The organism is Collinsella sp. AM43-1 (genome assembly GCF_003467925.1).
Taxonomy (GTDB): Bacteria; Actinomycetota; Coriobacteriia; order Coriobacteriales; family Coriobacteriaceae; genus Collinsella.
Genome location: NZ_QSFR01000027.1, coordinates 1 through 19,006, shown reverse-complemented (window position 1 = coordinate 19,006; position 19,006 = coordinate 1). Strand labels below are relative to the sequence as shown.

Genomic DNA, 19,006 nt, shown 5'->3' with positions numbered 1-19,006 from the left:
GAATATGGGAGGTGTTCGGATGAAGTTGCCAATCAAGGCTGCTAAGGCAAATTGCTCCGGTCTTGGCTGGCAAGCGCCTGTTGGCAATGACAGTGTTGCCGGAACGGTTGGACAGAACCGTGCCATGGAGGCCATGCAGCTGTCGCTTTCTGATAGCTCCATGAGTGGCGGTATATCGTATTCTGCCCACGTATCCAATATCGGTTGGCAGTCCGCTGTTTCAGATGGGGCTACATCGGGAACTGTTGGCCAAGGACAGCAAATCCAGGCTGTGAAGATTAACTTGACTGGCGATGTTTCTGATTACTTTGATGTTTGGTATCGCGTCCATGTGTCAAATTATGGTTGGCTTGGCTGGACCAAAAATGGATCATCGGCGGGCACCACGAAGCTTGGCATTCCTGTTCAGGCCTTACAGGTAAAGATTGTCCCTAAGGGCGCTTCCGCACCAGGCTCTACGTCTGATTCGTATTTTGAGACCTATCGATATATGGGATATCAGACCCCTGGCTCTTATCCAAAGGTTAGTTGCAATAGCGTACAGCTTCCTTCGTATTGCACCGGTTACTTCACGTATGTCACGCCTTCTCGAATTCCTTATAACGCTTCGCGACAGGATTGCATCAACGCCTTTATCCAGCGTGCACGTGAATATATCGGAACGCGTTATATCGAGCCTTGGTCTTCTTGGCCGGGGGATGCGGTTGATTGTTCGGGATTAGTGCTGCAATGTTTGTATGCGACTGGCATGGATATGGGTTGGTATAACCCCTATAACCATCGTTGGCTGCCTGAGCAGACGTATAACTCTATGAACTGGTATCGCAACAACACGTTTATGCCGGTTAGCACCTCTGCCATGCAGAGGGGAGATGTGGCCTACTACCAGGGTCATATTGGAATCTATATCGGTAACGGTCGAATTATCGATTCGTGGCCGGGAATCGGAGTTACCGAACGTTCGGTTAACGCTCCCGGTCGTGTGATCGGTGCCGCAAGACCTTTTGCATAGAGCCTATTGAGGCGCTCCGTAATAGGAGCGCCTCTTTTTGTGTCGGGGGCATTGCTTTTCCAAGCTCAAAATGTGTTCTATGAAGTGCGGTAATATAACCGTTGATTGTGTTGCTGTATTCAGCTGTTATCTTGGGGGATATACATGAAACGTCTAAAAGCGTATGCGGTTTTGGCTTGCGCGCTAGTAATGATTTGGTCGCAAGTCGCTCAGCCTTACTGTGCATATGCGCTGTCAGCTGAATCTGGCGCTATCTCGCAATCGACATCTCAAGCGTCTGAAGAGCGCGTATCCCAAGATGAAATTTCCCAGGGAACACAGGACGATGCTTCGGATTCCCAAGGTCAAACCGAATGGTATGGTGACGCTGCAAATGCTGCTCGTCCTGATGAGAGTGTGGACTCTGCTTCCAGCGATCAGCCTGGAATTGATGCTGTAGAGTCTGATATTGACGATTCTAACGGTGAGGCTTCGGCTGATGATTCCGTTGGGGCGGATTCCTTTGATGTCGACTCTTTGGAACAGAACTCTTGGCGTTATGAAAATGGCGTGCTTATCGAAGACGGCAACGGCGACATCGATGCCCAGTCTTTAACTGACGACTCTTTGCCCGATGGCGCTGTCGCGCGCGGTATTGACGTCAGCAATCACCAGGGGACCGTTGATTGGAATAAGGTTAAGGCCGCTGGGATTGATTTTGCCATTCTCAAGGTTGGACCTGTTTACGGAAAACCTGACGATTCTTTTGAGAGGAATGCTGCTGAATGTGAGCGCCTCAGTATTCCTTATGGTGTGTATTACTACTCCTACGCCCGTTCTGTAGAGGATGCCAATAAAGAGGCTGACAGAACACTTGCTTGGCTCGGTGGCCATCATCCGTCGCTTCCCGTTTACTACGATCTTGAGGATAACTATATCCTGCAGGATCCAAATTTCAGCAAAGATAAGCTCGCCCAGATTGCGCAGGCTTTTTGTAACCGTATGGAGGCCGTTGGCTTTAAGTCGGGTATCTATGCGAACCTTAACTGGCTCAACAACTACTTGGATAGTCCGTCTCTGAGCGGTTATGACCATTGGGTCGCTCAATACAACTGGCGTTGCGACTATGCCGGTAGCTACAGTTTCTGGCAGTGCTCAAGCAGCGGCATTGTTCCGGGCGTTAACGGACGCTGTGACATGAACTATTGCTTCAACGGTTCTTTTCTGAACGTAGACGACAGTAAGATGCATATTCAGTATGAAGCGCATGTCTCGAATATTGGCTGGATGAGCAGCAAGCGCGACGGATCTACAGCTGGCACAACGGGGCAGTCTAAATCAGTGGAAGATCTTAAGGTCAGCGTCCTGAATCCCGTTGAAGATGGCTCTGTGCAAGTTAACGCTAATGTAAGTGGCATCGGCTGGCAGGGCTGGGACACCCCCTCTGCCTCCGAGGGCGGTACCACCGGCCAGGGCCGCGCCGTCGAGGCCGTGCGCCTGAGGCTCACGGGCTCCCTGGCGAAGGACTACGACGTCTACTACCGCGTCCACGCCTCCAACATCGGCTGGATGGCCTGGGCCAAGGACGGCGAGGAGGCGGGCACCACGGGCTTCGGCAGGAGCGTCGAGGCCGTCCAGATCAGGCTCGTCAAGAAGGGCGACGCCGCCCCCTCGACCGACGGCGCCAACGTCGACTACGCCTTCAAGAAGAAGCCCATGTCCCTGACCTACCGCGCCCACGTCTCCAACGTGGGCTGGCAGGGGGCCGTGTCCGACGGCGCGATCGCCGGAACCACCGGCCGCGGCCTCGCCCTCGAGGACCTCAAGCTCTCGCTCGACAGCTCCGACTACTCGGACGGCTCTTCAGCCCAGATCGACGCCCACGTCTCGGGCATCGGCTGGCAGGGCTGGGACACCCCCTCTGCCTCCGAGGGCGGTACCACCGGCCAGGGCCGCGCCGTCGAGGCCGTGCGCCTGAGGCTCACGGGCTCCCTGGCGAAGGACTACGACGTCTACTACCGCGTCCACGCCTCCAACATCGGCTGGATGGCCTGGGCCAAGGACGGCGAGGAGGCGGGCACCACGGGCTTCGGCAGGAGCGTCGAGGCCGTCCAGATCAGGCTCGTCAAGAAGGGCGACGCCGCCCCCTCGACCGACGGCGCCAACGTCGACTACGCCTTCAAGAAGAAGCCCATGTCCCTGACCTACCGCGCCCACGTCTCCAACGTGGGCTGGCAGGGGGCCGTGTCCGACGGCGCGATCGCCGGAACCACCGGCCGCGGCCTCGCCCTCGAGGACCTCAAGCTCTCGCTCGACAGCTCCGACTACTCGGACGGCTCTTCAGCCCAGATCGACGCCCACGTCTCGGGCATCGGCTGGCAGGGCTGGGACACCCCCTCTGCCTCCGAGGGCGGTACCACCGGCCAGGGCCGCGCCGTCGAGGCCGTGCGCCTGAGGCTCACGGGCTCCCTGGCGAAGGACTACGACGTCTACTACCGCGTCCACGCCTCCAACATCGGCTGGATGGCCTGGGCCAAGGACGGCGAGGAGGCGGGCACCACCGGTATGTCCTGCTCCCTCGAGGCTGTTCAGATTAAGCTCATTAAGAAGGGCGCTTCCCATCCTGATACGTCGGGATATTCCCATCTTGAAATACCTACGGTGACGTATTCCTCTCAGGTGAAAGGTGCTTGGCAGAATTCTGTCTCGGCCGGAGAGGTGTCTGGTACAACTGGTCATGGAATTCCCATCACCGGGTTTTCGGCTAAAACTTGTTCATCTGTTGCCGGCGGGATTAATTATCAACTGCATCTTTCGAATGTAGGCTGGACTTCTGGTAAGACAAACGGAGGACTGCTTTCGTCTACCGCTGAATCCAATTCGGTTGAGGCTATAAAAATCTCTCTTTCTGGTGACTTGGCATCCTATTTTGATGTTTGGTATAGGGTCCATGTCGATAACGTCGGTTGGCTTGGTTGGACTAGAAATGGTGCAGTTGCCGGTAGCACTGGTTATGGAACGCATGTCCAAGCTGTCCAAGTTCGCCTTACAAGGAAGGGCGCCAATGCCCCCGGAAGCACCGTTTCGCCGTGTTTGCTTGGGCAACCTTCCGCGTTTGCAAATCCCATGCAGAAGAAGATTGTAGATCTTGCTCGACAAGTACCGTCTCCTGGTCCGGGATTGTGCTCCGAGTGGATTGCAGATATCTACGAGCGTGCCGGATTTAGGAACGTCCATACAGATGCCTGCGATTACTACTGGAATTATTGTAAATACATCGATTATTCTCAGCTGAAAGTCGGAATGGTCATTGCCGTTCCTTCGCATACGCATACACGCATGGGCAGCATTTACGGTCACGTTTGTCTTTATATCGGCAATAATCAGGTAATGGATAACGTCGGTCAGATTAGGACGCTCGATATGGCGTATTGGTTGGATTATTATTCCACCTCATACAAGCCAAAATGGGGCTGGTATGACAACGTGCCGCTTGCATAACTGATCGTTATTCGTGTCTTTACACAGGTTCTAACAGATACTCTGACTTAAACGAACGGGTCGTTTTGCAACGGTCCGTTCGTTTCTATTTAAGTGCCATTCACGTTTTCGGTATTTAAGCAAATGCCGAAACGGTAAATAATGATGCTAAAGATGGTCGAGTGATGGGGGAGCCGAATGAAAAAGACGCAACGGTTGCTAGCAACGGCAATGACGCCATTACTAATCCTCCAATGTCTTCTGACGCCCCTTTCTGTCTGGGCTGATACTTTACAGGTGCAGCCGGAGGCTACTGATTATTCCGACGGTGCTGCCAGCAGCTCGAAAGACGAGGGCCCCGTCTTAAATAACGAACAACAGGGGGCTGAAGTCGAGCAGCCGACTGTGTCAGACGATGATTCTTCCTCATCCGTTTCTAGCGAGTCTACCTCCAATGCAACTGATTCGGCGAAATCCGAAAATGATGTATCCACTGTATTTGGCTCTGTTTCATATCAGACTCATGTGCAGGATATTGGTTGGCAAGCTCCCGTTTCAAATGGAATGACGGCCGGCACTACAGGTCGTGCAAAGCGCGTCGAAGCCCTCAAGATCAATCTGCTTTCACAGGATGGCAGCCCTTTGGGGAATGACAGCATTTCGGTCCAATCTCACATTTCCGGGATCGGATGGGAGCCTCAGCCGGTGGGCAACGGGCAGGTTTCTGGAACAGTTGGACAGTCGCGAGCCATCGAGGCAATCAGGCTATCCTTGTCGGGCAGTCTTTCTGATTCGTATGACATTTGGTATCGCGTTCATTCTGCAAATGTTGGTTGGCTTGGCTGGGCCTCAAATGGTGAACCTGCTGGAACACAGGGCTATGCTTACCAGATCGAAGCTATTCAGATTAAGGTACTTCCAAAAAATGCTCAAGATGCGCCAGCGCGAGGCGATGCCTTTAGGGATCATTCTCAGGAACCGCCTACCGTTTCCTATCGATCTTATATCTCCAATGTTGGATGGATGGGCGTTGTCGCGGACGGAAAGACATCGGGGGTCATTGACTCAAGAAATGCAATCGAGGCACTGTCGCTTGGTGTTAATTGGTATGGCCACGGAGGCTCTATTTTCTCTCACGCGCACGTTTCTGGCATTGGTTGGCAAAGCTGGTCTTCAGGTACTGTTGGCACGACCGGGCAGTCTCGATCCATTGAGGCCGTTCAGTTTAAGCTGAACGACGAGATATCTGCAACTTACGACATTTGGTACCGTGTGTATGCTTCCAAATTGGGCGGATGGTTGGGCTGGACGTCCAATGGGTCTCCTGCGGGCTCGGTGGGGAAGGGTGCCGCCATTCAGGGTATTCAAATTATGTTGGTCGAAAAGGGCTGCTCTGCTCCCGGCGATACGTTGAACCATTTCATTGGGGCTACGGATGTTCTGAATGGCAGTTCGTATGGCCTTAATGGCAATAGTTTGGGCACTGTGCAGGGTAAAACGATTTTAATGGGTTTCGAGAGCGGCTCTGAACCTTTAACCTCGCTTTCTATTTCGTTTGATAATCAAGAGACTTCAGGTTCAATCGGTTATTCAGGCTGCTATGAATTTAGTGGATGGAGCGAAGTTGTTTCTGACGGTGCCGCGCTCAATTCTAAGAATGATGGCCGTACTTTGAAGGCCGTGAGATTGACTCTTACTGGTGATTTGTCTAATGCCTATGACGTTTGGTATCGGTGTTTTGACTCCAAAAAAGGATGGCTTGGCTGGGCGTGTAATGGCGCGGATGCGGGGGCAACGATACCGGGTTCATTCCTTAAGGCTGTCGAAGTAAGGATTATCAGTAAAGGCAGAGGCGCTCCCGGAGTAACGGACGGAGCATTTGTTTCCAATACTTCCGCCGATTGCGCTCATGTTGTATATCAGGCTCATTCCGCTAATCGTGGGTGGTCTCCATTTGTTTTAGATGGGCAGGATGCCGGGACAACGGGAAAATCGCTTTCGCTTCAAGCTCTGAATGTGTCGTTGTCCGGTGTGGATGATGATTCTCTAGTTGAGGCACGAGCCCATGTTGCCAATATTGGTTGGCAGGAATGGCGGTCTGCCGGTTATGTTGGGACCGTTGGACAAGGATTGGCCATTCAGGCTCTTGAACTGCGCATAAATGGTTCCCTGGCGAATCAGTATGACATCTACTATCGAGTTCATTCGGCTGGTTATGGTTGGTTGGGTTGGGCCAAAAACGGCGATTCCGCTGGAACTACCGGGTTAAATATCCAGATAGAAGCTGTCCAAATTAAGCTTGTCGCGAAGGGCGGGGATCCTGGCGCGTCGTCTGCGCCCGCATTTGTCTCTGCTCCAGCTCTAACGCTCCAGGCGCATGTCGCCACGCTTGGTTGGATGAATCCTGTTGGCAACGGTGGTGTTGCGGGCACAACTGGCAGATCGCTTGCTATTGAGGCACTGAAGTTGACTGTTTCCAGTAACGTATCGGGTGGTATTGAGTATTCCGCCCATGTACAGGATGTGGGCTGGCAAGGCTGGACTTCCAATGGGAATGTCGCTGGCACAGTAGGCTGCGCAAAGCGTATCGAGGCTCTTAAGATTAGGTTGACCGGTGATTTATCGAACTACTTTGATGTTTGGTATCGAGCATATTGCCAAGACTTTGGGTGGCTCGATTGGACCTCAAATGGGAGGCCTTCGGGTACGTCTAGGATAGGCTGCAGAGTCGAGTCCGTTCAAGTGAAGATTGTTCCCAAGGGCACTGGTGCTCCCGGTTCTACTGCGCGTCCGTTTACTGACCAGCCCTTGTTGCCGGCAGATATGATGACTATGCTTAATCGAGCTAATAGATATTCGAGCAGCACAAGCTGGCTCATTATGGTTGACAGGCAAGCATGCCGCCTTGGAGTTTTTCGTGGACAGCGCGGGTCGTGGAGTTACGCTCAATACTGGACTTGCTCTACCGGCGCCCCTAGTACTCCAACGCCTACGGGTGAGTATACCGTCACCGGCAAGGGCTACTCATTTGGACATGGGTATACCTGCTACTACTACACGCAGTTTTACGGTGACTATCTGTTCCATTCAATACCGTACTACCAGGGAACTTTTAATCCCATGGACAGCCGAATGGGAATGCATATTTCACAAGGCTGCGTGCGTTTGCCCATCGATTGCGCTAAATGGATTTGGGATAACGTGCCCCTTGCTACCAAGGTGGTAATCTACTAACTATTCCCGTAAGCGGCGAGAGCTTGTTGGAGGGCCCTTTCCTGTTGCCGTAGTCTTGGCAACAGGAAAGGGCCCTTGCCGTTGGATTAGGCTCCTTTTTCTTCGTTCACCTAATTGGTGACATTAATGAAGCTAACTCCCGATAGTATGGTTATTGACGACTGTCTATCTAGGAGGCGATTCTTTTGAAAAGGCAATTTAGAGCATTTATTGTTCTGATTTCCTGCTTCATGACGATGCTGCTTTTGAGCCCTTTGGCTTGTTGGGCAGATCAAAATGATGGTTCCAACGAATATGAATCCGTTCCAGAGACCCAATCCGAACCCTCGGATCAAACTGCTGCTGTAGCCGATGAAACGGCGCCTTCGATTGATGCTGCCGTGGAGCCCGAAGAGGCGGTCCCGGACGTCAGCTATAAATCTCACATTTCAGGCATTGGTTGGGAGTCGACGTTTACATCGAATGGTTCGATCTCTGGCACAACGGGCCAGTCTCGTAGGCTTGAGGCGCTCAGGGTTTCCCTTCCCAATTCAGAAGACCTTGGTATCGAATATCGCTCTCATGTTCAAAATGAAGGCTGGCAGGGTTGGGTTTCTAATGGAGCCGTCTCTGGCACGACGGGAAAGGGCCTTCAGATTGAAGCCGTCGAGCTTAAGCTGACGGGTGACAGGGCAGCTTCTTATGACCTGTATTATCGCGTTCATGCTTCTAATTTCGGCTGGCTTGGATGGGCCTCAAATGGGTCGACTGCGGGAACCACCGGTTGGTCTTATGCCGTTGAAGCAATACAGATCGTTATTGTAAAGAAGGGCGACGCGGCGCCCGGCGATACCGCTGGCGCTTATGTCCCGTATGTCTTTGATTGCTCTCTTTCTCAGGTTGGGGAGACGACCAAAGTAACCCTGAATATTCCGCAGGTCGAGGATATAAATCGACTCGGTATCGCTGATTCGATAAGGGTGGCGGGCTCCATGTCGTATAGAGGGAAGGTTACCCGTTCTGTTTCCAGCACGATCGCACTCGGAGATTTGGATTCCAGCTCCAGTGAAATTGAATTTAGCGATTATGGTCCGTTTGACGTTACGTTGCAGTATTTGAAGAACGGAAACATCGTTCATGAGGACCATCAGTCAATCGGCATTTCTGCGAGTGAATACAACCTTGCCCCTTTGAGTGCTTCTTTCCCTGTTGTTCTCTATTCGCTATCTTTCTGGGATATCGGCACCTCTTCTGCCGGAACGACCATTCCGTCGATTGTAATGCTCGATCGTCCAAGTGCTTATAACTGGAACTCGCTTCCGTCCGGGATGTATGGTCTTCCGTATCTGACTCGTGAGGAGAATGCTTCTAGTTCGAGCTATCAGGCGTTCGCGGATTATGTCGCTACTCTCTACAAGATCAACCCCAATGCAAAGTTCAATCTGTATATCAATGACATTACCTGTTCGTTGATTCATAGGATGATTTACGCCAATAAAATTCCCACTGGTCAATACTCCATTCGGCTGTTGTCCGATGGCTCTGCCACGTATGTATTTACCAACGAGGCCTTTGACGTCAAGGATCCAGATTCTAAGCAAGCTGAGCTGATTGCTTTATGGAACGCTGCTAAGAATAAGGAATACGAAACCGGTGAGGTCTCAAAGTCGTATAGCGATTATCACGATCACTGGGATTCTATGTATGCCGTGCTGAGTATTGAGCCCGGTACTCAGTGGTGGATGACTCGCACCAATTTGTTTACAAGCGGTGACGATAATGCTTTTGTCAATAGAATCGCCTCAGACCCCAACGTTAAGAAAGTAAACGTTTCGAGCATGCTTACGAGCTTGCAAAATAGGGGAGAGGATACGGTCCAAGCGTTTAAGGCACTGTACAACTTTAACGATGGTTATTTTGATGCGGCGACTCAACAGGGCAAAAAGGTAATGATGCTGCTTGGAACGTATGTTTCTTACGAGCAGAATTTTGACGACTATGCCAACTTGACGGAAGTCATCTATGGCGATGACTACTTGTATTATTACAAGGGGCATCCGAACACACCGACGGGCATGTATCCCCAAAAGCAGGAGCAGCTTGACCGTCTTGGTATTACCGATGTTGATTCTTCCGTTGCTGCGGAACTGATCCTTTTCTTTAATCCGGAGATTGGGCTGTCGGGCTACGGGTCTAGTACATACAACTCGGCCAGTGCCGATGCTGCCGGTGGACTTTGGAATTCTACGAAGTCCGAAGCGTTGAAGCCCGGCGCTGCTATCGATTATTCGATTATGGATTGGTTTGCTTCGCCTATTACTGAGGACTCAGACGCGGCTATCAGGTCCCTTTGCAAGCAAGATGACTCCTGCTATCTCGTGGAATTTTCGGATGCCATACTTGCTACGACCAATTACGACTTCGCGATCTATTCGCACGATAGCGGTGCTTTGACTTATTTCAAAAAAGGTGAGTCTGGCTACGACGTCGTCAAGGTGTCACGAGGCTTGCTTGATGTTTTGGCAACTTCGCATGTTTCGAATGACGGTTGGCAGACGGCTTCCAAGGACGGAAATGTTTCTGGCACCGTTGGTCAGTCCAAGGCTGTCGAGGCTGTTACTCTCAACCTGCAGAATGCTCCCTACGATGGCAGCCTGGAGTACAGGACGCATGTTTCCGATTACGGTTGGCAAGACTATGTGAAAGAGGGAGAAGTCTCCGGTACTACGGGTCAGAGCAAGTCTGTCCAGGCTATCCAAATTCGACTTACTGGTGAGATGGCCAATCGTTATGACGTCTACTATCGCGCTCATGTTCAGGACAAGGGCTGGCTTGGCTGGGCTTGCAATGATCAGGTTGCTGGAACGACTGGGTTTGGCTTAAGGCTCGAGGCATACCAGGTCGTTTTGGTTGAAAAGGGTTCGCCCGCTCCAGGGGATACGAATCAGCCCTCTATTCAGAGAACGTTTTCGATTAAGGCTCATGTTTCAAATCTTGGTTGGCAGGAACCTGTTTATGAGGGCATGACGGCGGGCACAACTGGTCGAAATCTTGCTATTGAGGCGTTGACGATTAGCAAGCCCGACCTTGGGTATTCCGGTAACATCGAGTATCGAGCTCATGTTCAGAATATCGGTTGGCAAATGTGGGTCAAAAATGGAAAGGTAGCTGGTACTACGGGGAAGTCTCTCGCTGTTGAGGCTGTTGAAATGAAACTGACGGGAGATCTTGCCAAGCATTATGACGTCGTCTATAGAGTTCATGTGCAAAGCAAGGGTTGGCTCAACTGGGTTAAATCGGGTGAGTACGCCGGTACAACTGGCGAGGCCCTGCATATGGAAGCGCTTGAGGTTAAGCTGGTTGAGAAAAGCTAGCGTATAAATTGAAGCTGAAACCAATGGGGCGATATCAGTATTTCGATATCGCCCCATTGGTTTATTTGATATTGCGCATTTTAAATAGATAGTGTCGTCGGTAAAGGGCTACCTACGGATAATGCAGAACAGCGAACTTAGAATTGCTATTGAACAACCAAGGATAATTGAATAGTTGATACCATTCATATCGGATATAGCAATAAGGGGTATGGCGCTAACAATGGCGCATGCGAAAGCGACGCCATTGCAGATCAGTGTTTGCTTCATTCGTCTTTGGATAATCAAAACGTCATTGCAATAAAGAAGAAGGCCTACAGCTGCTGTCGCGATTAAAACGTATGGGAACAAATATGTGTAGGGCTGAATGCTGTCTCCGAATGCAACGGTTAACAGTTTGCTGCCAACGAGACTTAAGGCTAAAACACAAATACCCATTACGAGAATTAGCATTCCCATGGTTTTAATGAATGATTTGAGAAATAGAACCCTATCTTTCTTGAGATCTGCAGCGAGTTTTCCGATTAGCGGGCTATACAGGTAGGTGGCAGCAACTTGAATTAATACTGCAGGTGTCGCGACGCTTGCATAATGTCCGAGTGCTTCGCTTCCGTTCACAATACCGAAATACTGGCGAACCGAAGATACGATGGAGTTGGCTAACAGACTAGCTAACATTGCAAAGAAGCATATTTTGGCCAACGACAATAGTGATGAATTATCAAAAATGGGCTTGATGGAACCGAATCGTCTTGCGTGCGGCAAGTCGTAAACAATAGTGACAAGCATGCAGCTTACTGTCATTGAAACAATGGCAGTTGAAAGGCTATCCGTTAAGGCTAATCCAACTGAAAAAGTACAAAGTGATAAAAAGCCTCGAGTGAATTGCGAAATGCCGATATAGTCCATTCTTCCGTTCTTTTGATAAATGCCATACAGCACATCGCTAAAGCTCTCATCTGTTTTAAAGACAAGGTAAAGGAGCGAGACAGCGATTAGACTCATTTGGCGATTTGTGGCTATGGGGATATAGACGGCGCAAACGATCCAGCCGATAAGAATTGTTATTAAACGAAATGCGATATAGCTTGAGTTGCTGAATTGATTTGAAATATCAGATACTTGGAATGTACGCACTTTATATAAAGCTATTGAGGCAAATATAATACCCGTTGCCATTGCAAAGGCATAGAGGCCGGAATTTCCATAGGAAGACGAAAGCCTTACAACCATTACGGTCGTAACCCATTGGCAGCCAAGATAGCAAAGACATCCTATTGCATTAAAAAAGGTGTTCTGTGCTACTGATAATGGCTCAATAGCTCTCTGCTTTAAATGTCTTTCATTTTGAATGTTCACGGTACTTAACCACACTTTTCGGTCTCATATAAATAGATGATGCATAATGATAGTGAAACTTTTGGTTGATGATAATTGTTTCACACTGTGTTCTATAATTTTAGGGTTACTGATGTTCTTCTAAGGATAATGATGGTTTCTAAATCGCGCGTGCTGGTGATAATTCCCGCATATAACGAGGAAGATAATATTGTTGCAACCGTTCAATCTGTCGTAGATTGTGGTTACGATTATGTTGTCGTTAATGACGGGTCGACAGATGATACCCTTCAGGTTTGTAAGGACAATGGCATAAATGTGCTCGACTTACCTCAGAATTTGGGCATAGGTGGTGCTGTACAGGCGGGGCATAAGTATGCTCAACGGTTTGGTTATGACATTGACGTTCAGGTTGACGGCGACGGTCAACATGATCCATCGTATATCCCGCATCTAATTAAGGAGATTGCAAATGGAAGCGACCTCGTAATCGGGTCTCGCTTTCTTGAGAAGACCGATGGTTTTCAATCGACATTCATGAGGCGTGTTGGAATAAAGTGGCTTTCTTACGTTATTTCAATCACGACTCACTCTAGAATTTCAGATCCGACTTCTGGTTTTAGGGCATGTGGATCAAAGGCGATAGGGCTTTTTTGTAAAAAGTATCCAGCGGATTATCCAGAACCGGACTCGGCTGTTGCTGCAATGGTTAAGGGTCTTACCGTTACCGAGGTGCCGGTTGTAATGAAGGAGCGCCAGGGAGGAAAGTCTTCCATTTCTGGATTTAGCAGCGTTTATTACATGATAAAGGTAACACTTGCAATTATTATTTCCGCTTATTCGAATTGAGGATCTTTACTATGCAAATGTCGTTGCGTGTCGGAATAATTGTTGCATGCTTGCTTTTGGCGGTATTTGTCCTTCGCCTTGTTCTTAAAGATAAGCTGCAATTGAAGTATTCGCTTTTGTGGCTTGGGCTTGTCCTCGCGTTGCTGGTGTGTGCGCTTTTTCCCCAACCTTTATATGTGATATCGTCCTTTTTCGGGTTCGTGACTTTATCTAACTTCATTTTCGTTGTTGGGTTTTTATTTCTGTTATGTATTGTTCTTTCTCTGGGTTGCTTGTCGAGCAAGCAGGCAACAGCTATCGCTAATTTAAGTCAACGGATAGCTCTATTGGAGAAAGAGATCGAATCAATCCGCGAGGAGTAATTTACGGTGTTTACTTCTGATGACCACACCTTTGTGGTTTGTGCATATGGTGAGTCTCCTTATTTGGGAGAGTGCGTCTCGTCTTTGATGAGCCAAACGGTCAGATCGAATATCATTATTTCGACTTCGACACCAAACAATCATATTCAGTCCATTGCTAATAAAAACGGTTTACCGCTATTTATCAATAGCGGTAAACCCGGAATTGCTCATGACTGGAATTGTGCCGTTGAGCATGCTGAGACGTCACTAGTCACAATTGCTCATCAGGACGATGTGTACCTTCCTGAATATACGAAGAAGATGCTCGAATGTGCAAATTTGGTCAGTGATATGTCGATCTTTTTTTCAGATTATGGAGAGCTCAGAAACGATGAACCCGTCGATGACACTCCTCTTTTGAATTTTAAAAGATTCCTGCTTCGAGGTATAAAGAAGAAAGGGTATTTTGCGAGCAGAAGGGAAAAGCATCGTCTTCTCTCATTCGGCTCTCCCATTTGTTGCCCATCGGTAACTTACAACTCATCAATTCTCCCAACCCCTCTTTTTTTAGATGATATGAAATGCAGTCTTGATTGGGAAACTTGGGAGCGTTTTTCGCGCCTGGATGGCTCCTTTGTTTATTCAGCTAGCATTTTGATGCGGCATCGTATTCATGAAGGCTCTGAAACTACTGCTTCTATAAAAGATGAAACTAGAAGCAGGGAGGATCTAGAAATGTTTTTGAAGTTCTGGCCCAAACCTTTGGCCCGGATTTTGAACTATTTCTATTCATTCAGCATGCGCAGCAATGACGTATAGGATATATTCGTTTTTGCCCCTTAACTCTTGGAGCTTTTAATGCTTAATTGTAAATCGCTGGTCCGGTTTGCCGGATGCTTCTGCTTCATTTTATTTTGCTTATATTGGTTTGTGTTAAATCCTAGACTGATTGTGCTCGTTACCGAAGCTGCGTTGTGCTTGGTCTTTCTTTTAATTGTTGCTAACGATTCTATTCGGATTTCCGATAATGCGAAGTACTTGCTATTACTTTTGTTTTTCTGTCTCTTAATGTGCTTTGTATTCACCCCTTTTTCTGTACCAGATGAAGCACATCATTTTTTTTCGTCTTATTGGTTTCTTGATATGTTGCCCGGCGGGCATGGGGTAGCATCTGACGGATTTTATGTTCGTTCATCAGATTACGATTTATACAGAAACACAGATCCTTATATATCTGGAGTGAACTATAACGATTTAATTAAGGGCCTCTTTTCGACTACGTCTAATCTAAAAATCGAGAAATTTTCTGAAATAAGTTATACCTTTGGTGGCGAAAATATTCCTGCAAAGATTGGGTCTCTTGTAGGTCTTTTTCTAGGGCTCAGCTTAAATTTGAACTCATATTTAACGTTTTATCTTGGTCGTATTGGATCTATTGTCGTTTTTGTGGCCTGCTCTTTTTTTGCTTTTAAGACTGCTCCGAAGGGTAAATGCATCATTGCTTTTGTGTCTTTCCTGCCCATGACGCTCCATCTTGCGGCTTCTTATTCATATGATTCTGGAATTATCGGCTATTCTTTAATTGTATTTTCGCTTTTGATGAAGGGTTTTTTTTCTTCAGATGGTCACTTGGACAGCCGATTTATTGCGCCGGTGTTTCTGTTCAGCGCTTTACTTGCTCCGTGTAAAGTTATCTATTCAGGAATAATATGTCTATTTTTGCTTATCCCCTTATCTAAATTTAAGTCAAAACGCGATGGCAAGTTCTTTAAAATTGGCCTTGTGTTTGTAATGCTCACATCGGTAATTTTGTTTAGAACGGCGTCGATTGCTAACCTAACTGCCCAAAGCGGTCAATCGGTTCGCGGGCTAGAGACTGGCACTTTCTACACTCTCTCTGACATCATCTTTCATCCCTGTCACAGCTTTAAGATGCTTATGGCTACTTTTGATTCGTTAGGTGATTTTTATTGGTTGACTACTCTTGGTTATTCGCTTGGCTGGTTTCAAAAGAGTTTAATTATGCCGACCTTTTTAATGCTCCCATATTTGTTTTTTGGGTTCATGTGCCTTGTGGGGTCAGCGTCAGATGACTGCTATCTAGCTCCGAAAGTCGCCGTAGCATTTGTTGTGGCGTTTCTGGTTGCTTTTGCTGGAGCCTTTGTTTCGATGTGGATCGGATGGACGTTTAATACGGAGGAACTCATTATGGGTGTTCAGGGGAGGTATTTTTTACCCGCCCTTCCTGTGCTGATGTTTGGATTGAGGACAGCTAAAGTTAGATGCGAGGCGAATGTCTGCAATCTTGTGCTCTATGGCACCTGTCTCGCTAATTGCATCTATATAGTTAGATTGATCAGTATAGCGGCGCTTTAGCATCCTATATTCTGTCGGCATCCTATCCTTGCCGTTTGTGAGTGAATTGTTATCGTTAAAACTTTGCTAGAGAGTATTTCATCTGATTATTCTTATTAGTTTCTACTTTAAAAAGGTTGGTCACTTTTATGGGCATTAGTTATCGAGGGATATGTCGGGGATTCGGTGCCGCGTATATTCCGTTCTTCTTGCAGCAGAGCGAAATAGATAATATTTCTGTTAGCGTTGTTACAGATGCGGGGGCTAGCGTTCCGTTTTCGCTTCATTATCAACTTAAAGAAGAAGTTGCCACTATTGCGGTCCCTCTTCTTTCCTGTAAGGGCTTGTTGATTTCCGTAACCGGAAAGTGCGGGTTTAAAACAAGATTATCTTTTAATGCTATAAAATGGCTATCTCGATTCAATTATAAAATTAACTCTTCATTAACATCTCGGTTTAGGGATATTGAATCTGATTCATATTTTGGAAAAATACACGTTCGTTGTAATGTCGCAATTGAGGCATATAACAAAGATGAGATTATCATTAAGGGGGTTATTTGTTCCCCACAGCGAGATTCCGTTAAGAATGTATATGTGACTAACGGAGATTCAAACTTACTCGATGAGTATCATGTCGGAATGGGACATCCTTCTCAGATTGGCTTTCAGGGTTTTCATCGCTACGAGACAAGTTTTTCATTGAGGATTCCTAAGGGCGATAAGACATTTTGCTTGGTTGCTTCTGGAGACTCCCCCTATGGCTCAGGTTTTCTGTCTCTCGACCCGGCTGCTGTTAAATTTATGCTGGATTCGAAGTCTCCCGTCTTTTATAAATCTGCTTATATTGAGTCCTATGCACACGCTTCAAAAATGCGAAATCGTTCGCTATCTTTCGTTCGCTCTAACGATGTCCCCTCAATTCAACAGGGTGTGAAATTTAGCATTATTGTTCCTCTCTTCAATACCCCTGTCTCTTTTTTCTGGGATATGGTTAATTCGGTTGAGGAGCAGGTTTATGAAAATTGGGAGTTAATTCTTGTAAATGCTAGCCCGAATAATGCTGCGCTTTCTGATGAGCTTGCTAGACTGTCGGATTCAAGAGTTAAGGTTGTTCCCTTAACTGAAAACAAGGGAATTGCTGAGAATACAAACGCCGGTATTGAGGCTGCTTCCGGTGACTACATTGTGTTCTTCGATCATGACGATACGCTCGATCGATTTGCCCTATACAGGTATGCGGAACGGATATCGATTCATCCTGAAACAGATGCCCTGTATTGTGACGAAGACTTTTTAAATGAAGATGGTGAGTATGTCGACCCTCACTATAAATCTGACTTGAATCTCGATCTTTTACGTGTTCACAATTACATTACTCATTTGCTCTGTGTTCGTGTTTCATTCGTTAAAGATCTCATGCTTCGAAAATCATTCGATGGTGCACAAGACTATGATTTCTTGCTGCGTCTTTGCGAAAGAACTAAGAATATTTTCCATGTTCGCGAGGTTCTCTATCACTGGCGTATCAGCGATTCGTCTACCGCTAAGAGTGCTGGTAATAAGAATTATGCCGACGAGGCAGGCAAACGTGCTTTGCAAGAGCATTTGGATAGATGCGGCCTAAATGCCGTAGCGGAGCTGACCGATACCCCCTGTTTCTATCATGTCTCATACGCCATTAAGGATGAGCCCCTTGTAAGTATTGTTATTCCAAACAAGGACAGCGTTGAAGTTCTCCGTAGATGTATTGATTCAATTGAAAGCAAAACATCTTATTCGAGCTACGAGATCCTTATTATCGAAAATAATAGTGTCGAGAAAGAGACATTCGAGTATTACGACAGCGTTTGCGCCACTTTTGATAATGTTCGAGTTGCAACCTGGGAAGGCTCCTTTAATTATTCTGCTATTAATAACTACGGTGTCGGTATGACCAATGGCGAGTACCTTTTGTTCTTGAATAATGATACTGAAGTTATTGAGCCGAACTGGCTTTCTTCAATGCTTGGTTTCTGCCAACGCGATGATGTGGGTGCCGTTGGCGCAAAACTTCTCTACCCTGATAACACCGTTCAGCATGCTGGCGTTTTAATGATTTACTGCAACAGCGAGAACGAAATGGGCGGCCCCATTCACGTCTTCAATAATATTGACCGTGACGATCCTGGCTATATGCGCCGAGCTGTAATCTCTCAGGACCTTTCCGCTGTTACTGCAGCCTGCATGATGACGAAACGCTCTATATTCGAACAGCTGGGCGGTTTTAATGAAAGTTTTGAAGTGGCCTTTAATGATGTTGATTATTGCCTAAGGGTTCGTTCTCTTGATCAGTTGGTCGTGTTTGATGCTGATGCGCTTCTTTACCACTATGAGTCGTTTAGCCGTGGTTATGAAACTGGTGCAAAGAGGGCTCGTTTTATGCGTGAACAGGGTAAATTGCGGACTGCATGGGCCGATTATTATGTAAATGGTGACCCTTACCATTGTCCGATGAGCACGCGTTAGCTTGCTTTGTCTGATGGGCCAGTCCGTACGTATGCAACCTAGTGCGGATTGGCCACTGTTTACTGACGAAGCCAAGCAATGCTTGGTCTCCTGGGCACTCTGTAAATTTAATTGTGTATGTGTTCATTTGGTCCATGGTTCTTGTGCATAGTTCACGCCTTGGAACTTCCTTAATCTTATAATTAACTTGAATTAACACTATGACTATATTTTGGAAGGCTTATCAGCTATGAAAGGCATCATCCTCGCCGGCGGGTCCGGCACGCGCCTGTACCCGCTCACGCTCGTGACCTCCAAGCAGCTGCTGCCGGTCTACGACAAGCCCATGATCTACTACCCACTCAGCACCCTCATGCTGGCGGGCATCCGGGACATCCTGGTCATCTCCACGCCGACCGACCTGCCCAACTTCGAGCGCCTGCTCGGGGACGGCTCGCGCTACGGCGTGAACCTCTCCTACGCCGAGCAGCCCTCGCCGGACGGCCTGGCGCAGGCGTTCACCATCGGCGAGGAGTTCATCGCCGGCGAGCCGTGCGCCCTGGTGCTCGGCGACAA

General features: G+C 48.0%; 11 protein-coding genes. 10 read left to right on the top strand and 1 reads right to left on the bottom strand.

Translation table 11 applies throughout. From position 1 onward, the window contains the following. The 4 genes from DW925_RS09630 to DW925_RS09615 all read left to right on the top strand — a co-directional run. The coding region (locus tag DW925_RS09630) for an NlpC/P60 family protein (RefSeq protein WP_233540271.1) at positions 1 to 1,012 on the top strand (1,012 nt) is incomplete at its 5' end. Between the two features lie 396 nt (positions 1,013 to 1,408). Next, entirely contained in the window at positions 1,409 to 4,492 is a 3,084-nt protein-coding gene (locus tag DW925_RS09625; protein ID WP_158565768.1) for a GH25 family lysozyme, read from the top strand. Between the two features lie 177 nt (positions 4,493 to 4,669). Then, positions 4,670 to 7,705: a L,D-transpeptidase family protein gene (locus DW925_RS09620; RefSeq protein WP_117790900.1), complete on the top strand. Its 3,036-nt coding sequence runs from the start codon at positions 4,670 to 4,672 to the stop codon at positions 7,703 to 7,705. 185 nt (positions 7,706 to 7,890) lie between these two features. After that, on the top strand, positions 7,891 to 11,058 hold the full coding sequence (locus DW925_RS09615; protein ID WP_117790899.1) for a hypothetical protein: 3,168 nt from the start codon (positions 7,891 to 7,893) through the stop codon (positions 11,056 to 11,058). A gap of 108 nt (positions 11,059 to 11,166) precedes the next feature. On the opposite strand, the gene DW925_RS09610 is transcribed toward DW925_RS09615, so the two are convergent. After that, complete coding sequence (locus tag DW925_RS09610; protein WP_147349534.1) at positions 11,167 to 12,417, bottom strand: hypothetical protein; 1,251 nt, start codon at positions 12,415 to 12,417, stop codon at positions 11,167 to 11,169. Positions 12,418 to 12,549: 132 nt separating this feature from the next. Here DW925_RS09610 and DW925_RS09605 point away from each other — a divergent pair, with 132 nt between their 5' ends. The 6 genes from DW925_RS09605 to DW925_RS09580 all read left to right on the top strand — a co-directional run. Beyond that, positions 12,550 to 13,245 carry a glycosyltransferase family 2 protein gene (locus DW925_RS09605; protein ID WP_199577080.1) on the top strand — a complete coding sequence of 232 codons (696 nt, stop codon included), beginning with the start codon at positions 12,550 to 12,552 and terminating at the stop codon, positions 13,243 to 13,245. 11 nt (positions 13,246 to 13,256) lie between these two features. Next, a complete protein-coding gene (locus tag DW925_RS09600) occupies positions 13,257 to 13,607 on the top strand; it encodes a DUF2304 domain-containing protein (RefSeq protein WP_117790896.1) in 351 nt (116 codons plus the stop codon). Positions 13,608 to 13,613: 6 nt separating this feature from the next. Next, positions 13,614 to 14,408 (top strand): glycosyltransferase family 2 protein, encoded by a 795-nt coding sequence (locus DW925_RS09595; protein WP_117790895.1) that lies wholly within the window; start codon positions 13,614 to 13,616, stop codon positions 14,406 to 14,408. 132 nt (positions 14,409 to 14,540) lie between these two features. Continuing rightward, positions 14,541 to 15,965, top strand: a complete 1,425-nt coding sequence (locus tag DW925_RS09590) for a DUF2142 domain-containing protein (RefSeq protein WP_158565767.1) — start codon at positions 14,541 to 14,543, stop codon at positions 15,963 to 15,965. Between the two features lie 128 nt (positions 15,966 to 16,093). After that, the gene (locus DW925_RS09585) at positions 16,094 to 18,451 is read left to right on the top strand and encodes a glycosyltransferase family 2 protein (protein ID WP_117790893.1); all 2,358 of its coding nucleotides are present in this window, start codon (positions 16,094 to 16,096) and stop codon (positions 18,449 to 18,451) included. A 229-nt stretch (positions 18,452 to 18,680) separates the two neighbouring features. Further along, a partial coding sequence (locus DW925_RS09580; protein ID WP_158565770.1) for a sugar nucleotidyltransferase occupies positions 18,681 to 19,006 on the top strand: 326 nt, incomplete at its 3' end.